The sequence below is a fragment of the Pseudonocardia sp. genome, assembly GCF_050246655.1.
Taxonomy (GTDB): domain Bacteria; phylum Actinomycetota; class Actinomycetes; order Mycobacteriales; family Pseudonocardiaceae; genus Pseudonocardia.
The window spans coordinates 17,480-29,930 of the sequence record NZ_JBFWVQ010000075.1; the positions used below are offsets into that span (position 1 = coordinate 17,480).

Sequence of the window (12,451 nt, forward strand, 5' to 3'; positions counted from 1 at the left end):
CGTCGCGCAGCAGCCGGACCGCAGGGGTTCCGGATCGACCTCGCACACCTTGGACACGCTCCGCAGACGCCGCAGCCCCTGCGAAGCGGGTCCGGCCCCTGCGAAGCGGGTCCGGCCCCTGCGAACCGGGGGCTCGGCCCCTGCGAAGCGCGTCGGCCCCTGCGAGGCGCGTCCCGCCCCTGCGAGGCGCGTCCCGCCCCTGCGAGCGCGGCCCCGGGCGGCCGCCCGCCCGGCCCCCACCGACTCCGGATCCACCTCGCACACCTCGCACACGCCCCGCAGACGCCGCAGCCCCTGCGAAGCGCACCAGGCCCCTGTGAAGCGCATCCAGCCCCTGCGAAGCGCGTCCAACCCCTGCAAAAGCGCGTCCGGCCCCTGCGAAGCCCGGCCCGGCGGCTTGCCGTGCACAGCCCCGCACCCGGAGGCCGCCGTCAACCGCGCAGCCGCCAGCGCACCGGCTCCGGCGGGTCGTACCGGCACGACGTCCCGGTGCGCACGCTCGCCCGCAGGTGGGCGGCGAGTGCGGGGTGCTCCTGCCCGATGCGGCCCAGGGCGTCGCGGATCCGGGCGGTGACGGTCTTGCGGGCGCGCTCGGTCTCGTCGCCGAGGCGTCGGGGCCGCCCGCCCAGGCCCGCGGCAGCGGTCAGCTCGCGGACCAGCGCGTCGCGCTCGTCCTCGGCCCGCGCCCGCTCCCCCGCGGACGAGGCGTGCTCGATGGCGGCGTCCAGGTCGGCCAGCCGGGCCCGGTAGGCGCGGCGGGCGGCCTCGTCGAGCACCGGGTCGGCGCCGGTGGCCGGCTCCGCGCGGCCGAGCAGCGTGAACACGTGCACGTCCCGGCCGGGCGTGGCCAGCAGCGTCGCGAGGTCGTGCAGGCCCTTGACGTCCGGCACGTGCGCCCGCACGCCGCCGTAAGCGAGGGTCCAGACCGTGCCCTCGGGGCGGAACACGTTGCCCTCGTCCGGTCCGGCACCGGTCACGGCCTCCAGCGCGTCCCGGGACAGGGCGGCCCAGGCGGGCGCGCCCAGCCGCTCGTGCATCGCGACGGCCGCCCGCAGATGGTCCGCGGCGTGCGTGGGGCGGCCCAGCGCGGCGGCGAGCCTGCCGAGGTGGTGGTCGACCGCTCCGCTGTACGCCGCGCACCCGCCGACGACGACGTGCGTCCCGGCGTGCGGCGCGAGCCTGCGGTAGGCCTGCTCCCGCTGCGCGGGCGACCCGACGGCGGACGCGGTCGCCGCGAGGATCGCGAGCATCTCCAGGTCCTGCTTGTCGGGCACCAGGTCGGTGGCGAACCCGGCGAACACGGCGGCGGCCTCGTCGCTGCGCCCGGTGCAGGCCAGCACCCAGGCGTGCAGCAGCGGGACCAGCGGCTGCAGCGGATCAGCCTCGAAGCTGCCCAGGCCGAGGCCCTCGGGCCGGTGGCCGAGCAGCCCCAGCGAGGCGTTGAGGGTGCCGAACGCCCCGGCGGCGTCGGGCTGGCCGATCGCGCGCCCCAGCTCCAGGCCACGACGGGCGAGCTCGACCGCCTCGTCGATGCGCCCCGCGACGAGCGCCAGGGTGGCCCGCCGGGTCAGGGCGAACCACCGGCCGCGCGCGTGCCCGAGCTCGTCGGCGCGCACCGCGTAGCCTGCCAGCTCCCCCGGTGCCGCGGGATCGCCCAGCTCCAGCAGCGCGGTGGCGCGCAGCTGCCCGGCCAGCGCGACCAGGTCGCGGTCGCCGGCACGCTGCGCCGCCTCGTGCATCTGGTCGAGGACGGCCAGGCGCTGCCGCGCGCTGCCCGGCCGCCACCGCGCGTCGTGCAGTGCCAGCAGCGCGTCCGCCAGACCCCGCGGGTCGCCGACCTCCCGCGCGAGGGCCACCGCCTCCTCGGCGGCCGCCTGCGCGGGGACGGCGGGCGGCCCGTAGCTGCCGTGGCGCAGCGCGCGCGCCAAGCCGGCCAGCACCCGGGCACGCAGCGCCGGGTCCGCCCCGGCCGGCAGGGCCGCCGCCGCCTCCCGCAGCAGCTCGACCGCCTCGCTGCGGCTGGTCCCGGAGCGGCTGCCGAGCCCCTGCAGCCCGATCGCCGCCCCGGCGAGCCCGGCCGGGTCGGCGCCGCGGCGGGCGAGGTCCGCGGCGGTGCGGAACGCCTCCCGGGCGCCGCCGGTGTCCCCGCTACGGTCGCGCGCGGCCGCGAGCTCCAGCAGCAGCGCCGTCCGTCGGCGCGGGTCGGGCTGGTCGAGCAGGTCCAGCGCGTCCATGGCCCGGGTGAGGTGGCGGCAGGCCTCCTCGTGGCCGAGCCGGGCGGTCGCCTCGTGGGCGGCCGCCACGGCGTAGCTCACGGCGTCGTCGGCGACCTCGGCACAGCCTGCGGCGAGGAAGTGCGCGGCCAGCTCCGCCGCCCCGACGTCACCGCCCGCGTCGCGCCTGTGCTGCAACGCCCGGCCGAGCACGGCGTGCAGCTCCCGGCGGCGTGCTGCGGGCAGGCCCGCCACCAGGACCTCCCGGAACAGGTCGTGCACGAACCGGTGGCGGCCCTCGGCGTCGGCCTGCAGCACCCGGGCCCGCACGGCCTCGTCCAGCAGCGCCGCGCAGCCCCCCGCCGGGGCGGCCACCTCGTCGACGAGCGCGGTGCGCACCACGGGCCCGTCGAGCGCGGCCACCGCGAGCACCGAGGCGCACGGCTGCGAGAGGCGGGCGATCCGGCGCTCCAGGGTGTCCCGGACGGTGTCCGGGACCGGCAGGTGCGCCGCCCCGTCGATGCCGTCCCAGCCACCCTGGGCGAGCAGCAGTCGCGTCAGCTCCCGGACCAGGAACGGGTTGCCCGCCGATCCCCGCCGGACCCGCTCGGCCAGCCGCGGATCGGGAGGCGCTGCGGCGGGCCCGGCCACGTCGACCATGAGCGCGGCGACGTCCGCGGCCGAGAGCCCGCCCAGCGGCAGCACCTGGCCGACGCCGGCGAGCGCCCGCACCGCCGGGCCGGCCTCGTCATCGCGGTAGGCGCCCAGGACCAGTACGCGGATGGTGGCCAGCTGCCGGGCCACGAACTCCAGCAGCCGCAGCGACGGCTCGTCGGCCCACTGCAGGTCGTCGAGGACGACGACGAGCGGCTCCGGCTCGCCGGACGCCAGGAGCCGCCGGGCCACCGCATCGAACAGCCGGAACCGTGCGTCGGCCGCTTCGGCACCGGTACCGGCGGCCTCCGGCCCCGCAGGCCCGGAGCCGAGGAGCCGGGCCGCGGTGCCGTCGGGCCCGTCGGGGTCATCAGGGTCCCCCAACCCGCGCAGGACCTGCGTCCACGGCCAGTAGGCTGGCGCGCCGCCGCCCGCCCAGCAGGTGCCCCACAGCACCCGCGCCCCCGGCACGGCCCGTGCGAGCTCGTGCAGCAGGGCGGTCTTGCCGATCCCGGCCTCACCGGCGAGGAGCAGCAGCCGCCCGGACCCGGCCAGCACCGACTCGGCGAGCGGGCGGGCGGCGGCGAGCACCGGCTCGCGCCCGACCAGCGTCATGGTCGCCATCCTGGACAGGTCAGGGACGCAGTTCCAGCACCAGGTTGAACGGCGCCTCGACCGGGAGCTCGCGGACCCGCGACAGGCCCGCCTGCGCCGCCACCCGGGTCAGCGCGGCCGGCCCGGCGAGCGTGCCGAGCGGGGTAGCGCCGGCACCGGTTCCGGCATCGGGACCGCCCTGCGCCACCGCGGTCGGGGTGCAGAACATCGTCGACACCGCGTAGAACATCCGGCCGACCGGGTTCAGGTTGTCCACGACGCGGTCCGCGGCGCGCGGCTCGACCAGGAGCACCGCCCCGCCGGGGCCCAGCAGCTCGCGGGCGCGGGCCAGGGCACCGGCCGGGTCGCCCAGGTCGTGCAGCGAGTCGACGAACACCACCAGCGCGTACCCGCCGGTGACGGCCGGGGCCTGCGTGGCTGTCGCCACCTCGAAACGCACGCGCTGCGCGAGGCCCGCCTCGGCGGCGGCCTTGCGGGCGGCCACGATCGAGGCGTCGTGGAAGTCGCAGCCGGTCACCGCGGCGGCCGGGAACTCCTCGGCCAGCGTCAGCGTCGGCGCGCCGTACCCGCATCCGACGTCGAGCAGTGCCCCGCCGGCGTCCAGCGCATCCGCCACGCCGGGGCCGCAGGCCCGCACGGCCGCGGCGAGGAAGCCGGGCGCGAGCGCGGCCCGGGTGAACATGTCCACGCCGTGGGCGTGGCCGTCGGCGCGCTCGGCCCAGCCGAACCCGCGCCCGGCGGCGAACGCCGCGGTGAACTCGTCGAACCGCTCCCCGGTCGCGGCCATCATGGTCATCGCGGCGTCCACCAGCCCACCGAGCGGCCCGTGCACGAGCACCGCGGACACCTCGTCGGGCAGCACGTACCGCTCGTCGGGGCCTCCGGCCAGCCGCAGGTAGCCGCCCGCGACCTGGGTACGGCACCACTCGCGGGCCAGCACGGGGGCCACCCCGGTGCGTTCCGCCAGCTCCTCGGGACCCAGGGGGCCCGCCCCGGCCAGCGCCGTCCACAGCCCCGAGCGCACGCCTACCGCGATCGTCACCGTCGCCAGCGTCACCCCCAGCTCCTCGACGATGCGGCCCGCGACCGCGTCCGGACTCGTCATCTCGGCCATGTCGTCCTCCTCGTTGCCGGCTGTCGTCCTCCAGGCGCGAGCCGGCGCCTCGCGATCCGCGAGCCGGCGTCTCGCGCCCCACGGGTGGCGAGGGGAGAAGGTCATGACCGGAGTGGCCGAGCAGGTCGCGGGGCTCGACGCCACCGCGCAGGCCGCGCTCGTGGCGGCGGGCGAGGTGTCGGCGGTGGAGCTGACCGAGGGGGCGATCGAGCGGATCGAGCGGCTGAACCCGTTGCTCGGAGCCGTCGTCACGCCGCTGTACGACCGGGCGCTGGCGGCGGCCGCCAGCACCCGGTCGAACAGCGGGCCCTTCGCGGGCGTGCCGTTCCTGCTCAAGGACCTGGTCGCCGAGATCGAGGGGACGCCGTTCGCCGAGGGCTCCGCGTACGTCCACGGCACCGTCTCGACGTTCACGAGCGAGCTGGTGCGCCGCCTGGAGCGGGCCGGGCTCGTGATCCTCGGCCGGACGGCGTCCCCGGAGTTCGGCATGCTCCCCGCCTGCGAGCCGGTGCTGCACGGCCCGACGCGCAACCCCTGGGACCCGGACCGCTCGACCAGCGGGTCCAGCGGCGGGTCCGCCGCGGCCGTGGCCTCCGGGATGGTGCCCATGGCGCACGGCAACGACGTGGGCGGATCGCTGCGCTTCCCCGCCTCGGCGTGCGGGCTGTTCGGGCTCAAACCGACCCGCGCCCGGGTGCCCCTCGGACCGGAGTACGGCGACGCGGTCGGCGGCTGGGCGGTGGAGCACGCGCTCACCGTCTCGGTCCGCGACAGCGCCGCCCTGCTCGACGCGACGGCGGGCGCCATGCCCGGCGATCCCTATCCCGCGCCACCGCACCCGCGCCCGTTCGCCGCCGAGGTCGGTGCCGATCCCGGCCGGCTGCGGATCGCCTGGACCGCCCGGACCCCGGGTGGGGGGACCGGCCACCCGGACTGCGTCGCCGCGCTGGCCGACGCGGTCGCGCTGCTGACCGGACTCGGTCACGAGCTCGTCGAGGCCGACCTCCCGGGCATCGACGGGGTCGGCCGCGCGATCGGGACGGTGTTCGACGCCGCGACCGCCTGGATCGTCGGCTACTGGACGCGGCGGCTGGGCCGCCCGCCCGGCCCCGGCGACCTGGAGCCGGTCACCCGCGCGTACCTCGACGCAGGCCGCCGGGTCGGCGCTGCGGACTACCTCCTGGCCGTCGAGGAGCTGCAGCGCTTCGCCCGCGGTGTGGCGGGGTTCCTGTCCGGCTCCCGGTCCGCTTGCGGATCTGACTTCGCCGGCTGGCTCACCCCGACGATGTCGGAGCCGCCGCCGCGGATCGGGGAGATGACCTCCACCCCGGACGACCCGCTGCGCCCGGTCCGCCGGGGCGGGCGGACCGTCGCCTACCCGGCGGTGGTCGCGAACATCACCGGCAATCCCGCGATGTCGGTGCCTCTGTGGTGGAACCGCGACGGCCTCCCGGTCGGCGTCCACGTGCTGGGGCGCTACGGCGACGAGACGACGCTGCTACGCCTGGCGGCACAGCTGGAGTCCGCCCGGCCGTGGGCGTGGCGGCTTCCGGCGGTCTCGGGTTGCGGTGCACCCGCGCCACGGTGAGGATCCGTTCCGTCGGACGACACAGCGTGCGGAGGAGCCGTGGGTCGGAGCGGCGCCGCCGAGTCGGACCCGCTCTTCGCGGGCGGCGGGGAGACCGGCCGGGTGATGGCCGAGCTGGACTGGGCGGGCACCCCGCTCGGCCCGACGGCGTCGTGGCCGTCCGCCCTGCGCAGCGCGGTGCGCATCCTGCTCACGTCGCGGTTCGCGATGTGGCTCGCGTGGGGTCCCGAGCTCACGATGCTCTACAACGACGCCTACTGGCGCGACACGCTGCGCACCAAGCATCCGTGGGCCCTCGGCAGGCCCGCGAGCGAGGTGTGGTCGGAGGTGTGGGACGAGGCCGGCCCGCGCATCGCCTCGGTGCTGGAGACCGGCGTCGCCACCTGGGACGAGGACCTCCTGCTGTTCCTGGAACGCAGCGGCTACCTCGAGGAGACCTACCACACCTTCTCCTACAGCCCGCTCTCCGACGACGCGGGAGTGCCGGCGGGCATGCTCTGCGTGGTCACCGAGGTGACCGACCGCGTCCTGGCGGAGCGGCGGATGGCGACCCTGCGCGAGCTCGCGACGGACGTCGGCGGCGGCCGCACCGCGCGCGAGGTGCTGGCCGCCACCACGCGACGCCTGGAGGACAACCCCCGGGACCTGCCGTTCACGCTCGTCTACCTGTTCGACGAGTGCGAGGACGGGCAGGAGCCGCGCACCGCGCGCCTGGTCGCAGCCACCGGTGCCCGGCCAGGCGACCCCGTCGCCCCCGACGTGCTGGGCGAGGGCGCCGGGTGGCCGGTCGAGGCGCTGCGCTCCGGGCGGACGGTGCTCGTCGAGGACCTGGCGGACCGCTTCGCGACGCTCCCCGCCGGGGCGTGGGCCGATCCGCCGCTGAAGGCGGTCGCGGTGCCGATGGGCGGCCCGGGCACCGCACCGTCGGGCGTCGTGATCGCCGGGCTCAACCCGTTCCGGGACTTCGACGCGCGCTACCGCGGGTTCGTCGAGCTGCTCGCCCACCAGATCGAGGCGGGCCTGGCCGCCGCGGACGCGTACGAGGCCGAGCGGCGCCGCGCCGAGTCCCTCGCGGAGCTCGACCGCGCCAAGACGGAGTTCTTCACCGGGATCAGCCACGAGTTCCGCACCCCCCTGACGTTGATCATGGGCCCGCTCGCGGAGCTGCGCAGCGCCCCGGCCGTGGCCGCCGACGAGCAGGTCCGCACCGAGGTCGACGCCGCGTACCGCAACGCGCACCGGCTGGCGAAGCTCGTCAACACCCTGCTGGACTTCTCGCGCCTGCAGTCCGGCCGGATGCACGCCCGGTTCGAGCCCGTGCACCTCCCGGCGCTCACGGCCGAGCTGGCCAGCGTGTTCCGCTCGGCGATCGAGCGCGCGGGGCTGGCCTTCACCGTGGACGCCACCGCCCCCACCGAACCGGTCCATGTCGACCGGGACATGTGGGAGAAGGTCGTGCTCAACCTGCTGTCCAACGCCCTGAAGTTCACCTTCGAGGGCGGCATCGCCGTCACCATGCGCGAGGAGGGGCGGGCCGCCGTCCTCACCGTCTCCGACACCGGGACCGGCATCCCCACCGACGAGCTGCCGCACCTGTTCGAGCGGTTCCACCGGGTTCCGCGGGTGCGCAGCCGGTCCGGTGAGGGCAGCGGGATCGGGCTCGCGATGGTGCGCGAGCTGGTCGCCCTGCACGGCGGCACCGTCTCGGCCACGAGCACCGAGGGCGCCGGGACGACGTTCACCGTGACGGTGCCGATGGGCACCGACCACCTGCCCGCCGACCAGATCACCGGCAGCGGCGAGAGACCGGACGTGTCCGGCGTGTCCGGCGTGTCCGGCGTGTCAGCAGCCGCGCAGCCGTTCGTCGCCGAGGCGATGCGGTGGCTGCCGCCCGAGGGCCCGCCGGAGGCTGCGGCGGCGGGACCCATGAGATCGACGGTGGGAGCGGCGGGCGGGCCGCCCCGCGCCCGTGTGCTCGTCGCCGACGACAACGCCGACATGCGCGACTACCTCCGGCGCCTGCTCGCCACCCGCCACGAGGTCCGGCTCGCCGCGGACGGCACGGCCGCGCTCGCCGCGGCCCTCGAGGAGCCGCCGGACCTCGTGATCTCGGACGTGATGATGCCGGGACTGGACGGGACTCAGCTGGTCGCCGCCCTGCGCGCCGACGCCCGCACCGCGCGCGTGCCCGTCCTGCTGCTGTCGGCGCGCGCAGGCCAGGAGGCCGCCGTCGAGGGTCTCGCCGCCGGCGCGGACGACTACCTCGTGAAGCCCTTCGCCGCCGCCGAGCTGCTCGCCAGGGTGGACGGCCACGTCCGGCTCGGCAGGGCCCGCAACGACGCGGAACGCGAGTTCCGGACCCTCGCCGACGCCACCCCGGCCCTGGTGTGGGCGGAGGGGCCCGGCGAGAACCGGATCTTCGTCAACCGGGCGTGGAGCCAGTTCGTCGGCGCGGAGGGGGCCGACGCCGATCTCGGGCAGCGCTGGCGCGACCGCATCCACCCGGACGACCGGGCCCGCTACGAGCAGGTCCGCGCCCAGCGGGCCGGGCGGGGGTTCGAGGTCGAGTACCGACTGCACGCGGCGGACGGGCGGTACCGGTGGGTGCTGGACCGCGGCGCGCCGGTGGAGCCGTCCGGCTACGTCGGCGGCTGCCTGGACATCGACACCCGGTACCGGGAAAGGGAACGGGAACGGGTCCTCGCCGCCGTGGGCGCGGCGCTGGACCGCGAGACGCGGCTCACCGGCCGCCGCGACGCGCTCGTCCGCACGCTCGTCGCCGAACGGATCGCCGACGTGGCCCGGCTGCTCGTCGTCGACCCGCAACCGGGGGTGGTCGCCGCCGCCACCCCCGACGCCGCCACGGACCGGCTGGTCGCGCGGATCGAACCGGACTGGGAGACCGTGCGGACGGTCCTGGACAGCGGCGAGGCCATGCAGGTCACCATCGACGAGGACTACCTGGCCACCCGGATCCCGGACGCGACGCAGCGGGAGCTGCGCCGCCGCCTCGCCTTGGGCGACATGGCGTTCGTCCCGCTCACCACCCGCGGCCGCACCGTCGGTGTCCTCGCGGTCTTCCGCGACCGTGCCGCTCCCGAACCCGACGCGGACGACCTCGCGTTGCTCGTGGAGATCGGCCGCCGGGCCGCGACCGCCCTGGACAACGCGCAGCTCTACGAGCGCGAGCAGGAGACCAACCGGCGCATGACGCTGCTGCAGCGGGCCACGGCGGCGCTGTCGGCGGCGGCCACGCCGCAGCAGGTCGCGGACGTCGCCGTCGCCCAGTTCCGGGCGCTGCTCGGCGCGCCCGCGGTCGGGTTGTGGGAGCTGCACCCGGACTCGTTGGAGTCGGTGACGATGCGGGGCTGGTCCGACGAGGTCGACCGGGACTGGCGGTCGCTCCCGCTGGCGGCGGGTCTGATCACCACCGAGGCGGTCCTGCGCGGTTCGGCCGTCTGGGTGCCCGACACCCGGTCGTGGCCGGGCCGCGCTCCGGGCCGCGCGGCCGTCGCCGCCGAGTACGGCTATCGCAGCCTGGCCGCGCTGCCGCTGGTCGCGGGCGGGCGCAACGTCGGGGTGGTGTGCGTCGGGTTCTCCCGGGCGCAGCGGTTGGACCGCAGCACGCGGATCTCGGCGGTCGCGCTGGCCCACCAGACCGCGCAGGCCTACCAGCGGGCCTCGCTGCTGGCCGTCGAGAGCGCGGCGCGGCGGACGGCCGAGGAGTTCGCCGCGGTCGTGAGCGCCCTGTCGGGCGCGACGACCCCTGCCGAGGTCACCGGGGTGATCCTCGACCACGCCGCCGGGCTCGGCGCGGTCGACGCGGTCGTCGTGCTCCGCTCGGGGGACCAGCTCGAGCTGCTGGCCCGCCGCGGCGGCCCCACCCACCCCGACAACCGGCTCGACCTGCTCGCGGCGCACCCGATCGCCCACTCCGTCCGCTCGGGCGAGGCCGTCTGGCCCGACACCGGCCCCGGGCTGCCCGGATGGCCGCCGGGCAGGCTCAGCACCACGGGCGCGGACCTGCCCGTGCAGGTGGTCCTGCCGCTGCGGCTGGGCGGGAGCACCATCGGCGCGCTCGGGATGGCGTTCGCCGATCCCCCCGCGTTCGGCCCGGACGAACGCGCCACCGCCGTCACGATCGTCGGCCAGTGCGCCCAGGCCCTGGACCGGGCACGCCTGCACCAGGCCGAGCACGAGGTCGCCGACGTGCTGCAGCGCAGCCTGCTGCCCGCGGAGCTGCCGGTGCTGGAGCGGCTCGGCAGCGCCGCGCGCTACCTGCCCGGCGCGGCGGGCTCGCAGACGGGCGGTGACTGGTACGACCTGCTGCCGCTCGCCGAGGAGTGCGCGGCGCTGGCGGTCGGCGACGTCGTCGGCCAGGGCCCGCGGGCCGCAGCGGTCATGGGGCAGCTGCGCAGCGCCCTGGCCGGCTACCTGCTGGAAGGCCACGCGCCCGCCGAGGCGCTGGAGCTGCTCGACGCGTTCGCGCGTCGCGTTCCGGGAGCCCGCGGCAGCACCTGCGCCTGCCTAATCCTGGACTGGGGCAACGGTGAGCTGCGGTGGGCGCGCGCCGGGCACCCGCCGGTGCTGCTCGTCGACACCGCCGGGGCGCGGCTGCTCGACGACGGCGGCGGCACCGTCCTCGGCGTGTCCGGTCGGCCCCCCTACGTAGAGGCCAGGGCCCCGGTGGCGCCCGGGGCGTCGGTCGTGCTCTACACCGACGGGCTCGTCGAGCGCCGCGGTGAGATCCTCGACGAGGGGCTGAACCGGCTGGTCGACGCCGCCGCCGACGCGCAGGGCATCGGGGTGTCCGCGCTGGTGGACCGCCTGCTCGCCGCCTCCGGCCAGGATCAGCACACCAGCGACGACGTCGCCGTCGTGGCCGCCCGGCTCCTGCCCGCGCCACTGCGGGAACGGCATCCCGCGCTGCCGGCGAGCCTCGGGGCGGTGCGCCGGTCCGTCCACGCGTGGGCCCGCGCGGCGGCACTGGACACGAACACCCTGGACGACCTGCAGCTCGCCCTGGGCGAGGCGAGCGCGAACGCCGTCGAGCACGCCCATCCCGGCGGCGGCCCCGGTGGCGCGGCACCGGAGTTCGAGTACGAGCTGCGGCTGCGGCCCGACGGCGGTGTGGACGCGCAGGTGCGCGACTTCGGCACCTGGCGTCCGCCACCCGCGGACCGGGGATTCCGCGGCCGCGGCGTGGGGATCCTGCACCGGCTCGCCACCACGGCCGAGATCTCACCGGGCCCGGACGGCACCACCGTCCGGTTCACGATCAGCGCGAAGGCTCCCGGCGACGCGCTGCCCGCGCCGGTGGCCGTGGAGCCGGCCGGGCGGTCGGCCGGGGCCCGGCTGCGGGACCGCGGCACCGGCGGTGACGGCGCGCCGCTGCTGGTCGAGATCACCGGCGAGGTGGACCTGCCCGCCGCCGACACCCTGCGCCCCCGCCTGCTCGCCCGCGTCGAGGCGGCGGCCGAGCGTCCGGAACCCGCGGCCCACGCGCTGGTGCTCGACGTCGACGGGGTCACCTACCTCGCGAGCGCGGGCCTCGGCGTGCTGCTCGAGGTCGTGGCGCAGGCACGCGACCGCGGCGTGGCACTCGAGCTGCGGGCCCGGCCGGGTGGGATCGCCGCCCGCGTACTGGAGCTCGCGGGCGTCGCGGCCGCCGTCGGGGTCGCAGGCTCCGCTACTCGAACGGCCGGATCGGGTTGACGATGTCGGCGGTGAGCGTCAGCAGGCTCACGGCGCCACCGACCATGATCAGCGCGAACGTGATCGGCAGCAGCCGCGTGTAGTCCACCGGCGGCATCGGCACCTTCCCGAGCCGCGCGCGCGTCCAGTCGCGCACCCGCTCGTAGACGTTGACCATGATGTGGCCGCCGTCCAGCGGCAGCAGCGGAAGCAGGTTGAACACGCCGACGAAGAAGTTCAGCGCCGCCAGCAGGAAGATGAAGAACTCCCAGAGCCCGCGCTCGGCCGCGTCCCCGCCGATGATCGAGGCGCCGACGACGCTGATCGGGGTGTTCTCGTCACGCGGCTCGCCCGCGATGGCGTCGACCAGCGCGGGGATCTTCGCCGGGAACGCGAGGATGCCCTCCCACACGCGACCGAACATCTCGCCGGTGAGCTCGAACGTCGCCGGGATCGCGGTGAGCGGGCCGTAGTGCACCACCTGCGGCGGCTGCTGCGACACCCCGATCGCCCCGACCTCGATCGTCTCGCCGGTGGTCGTGAGCCGCTCGGCGGCGACGACGTCGACGGTGA

5 protein-coding genes are annotated in these 12,451 nt (G+C 76.9%); 2 read left to right on the forward strand and 3 right to left on the reverse strand.

Features of this window, described 5'->3' with window-relative positions; genetic code table 11:
- Positions 1 to 431: 431 nt before the first annotated feature.
- Complete coding sequence (locus AB7J25_RS21125) at positions 432 to 3,482, reverse strand: ATP-binding protein (RefSeq protein WP_428511323.1); 3,051 nt, start codon at positions 3,480 to 3,482, stop codon at positions 432 to 434.
- 19 nt (positions 3,483 to 3,501) lie between these two features.
- Entirely contained in the window at positions 3,502 to 4,596 is a 1,095-nt protein-coding gene (locus AB7J25_RS21130) for a class I SAM-dependent methyltransferase (protein ID WP_428511324.1), read from the reverse strand.
- A 103-nt stretch (positions 4,597 to 4,699) separates the two neighbouring features.
- Between AB7J25_RS21130 and AB7J25_RS21135 the strand changes: the two genes are divergently transcribed.
- Positions 4,700 to 6,184, forward strand: coding sequence for an amidase (locus AB7J25_RS21135; protein WP_428511325.1), 1,485 nt, complete (start codon positions 4,700 to 4,702; stop codon positions 6,182 to 6,184).
- A 39-nt stretch (positions 6,185 to 6,223) separates the two neighbouring features.
- Positions 6,224 to 11,899 (forward strand): GAF domain-containing protein, encoded by a 5,676-nt coding sequence (locus AB7J25_RS21140; protein ID WP_428511326.1) that lies wholly within the window; start codon positions 6,224 to 6,226, stop codon positions 11,897 to 11,899.
- Here the strand turns inward: AB7J25_RS21140 and AB7J25_RS21145 are convergent.
- A partial coding sequence (locus tag AB7J25_RS21145; protein WP_428511327.1) for a site-2 protease family protein occupies positions 11,874 to 12,451 on the reverse strand: 578 nt, incomplete at its 5' end. The two genes, AB7J25_RS21140 and AB7J25_RS21145, sit on opposite strands and share 26 nt — an antisense overlap.

Excerpts from the sequence above, each read along its gene's own strand:
- AB7J25_RS21125 (WP_428511323.1), bottom strand. The coding sequence starts at position 3,482 with ATGACGCTGGTCGGGCGCGAGCCGGTGCTCGCCGCCGCCCGCCCGCTC.
- AB7J25_RS21130 (WP_428511324.1), bottom strand. The coding sequence starts at position 4,596 with ATGGCCGAGATGACGAGTCCGGACGCGGTCGCGGGCCGCATCGTCGAG.
- AB7J25_RS21135 (WP_428511325.1), top strand. The coding sequence starts at position 4,700 with ATGACCGGAGTGGCCGAGCAGGTCGCGGGGCTCGACGCCACCGCGCAG.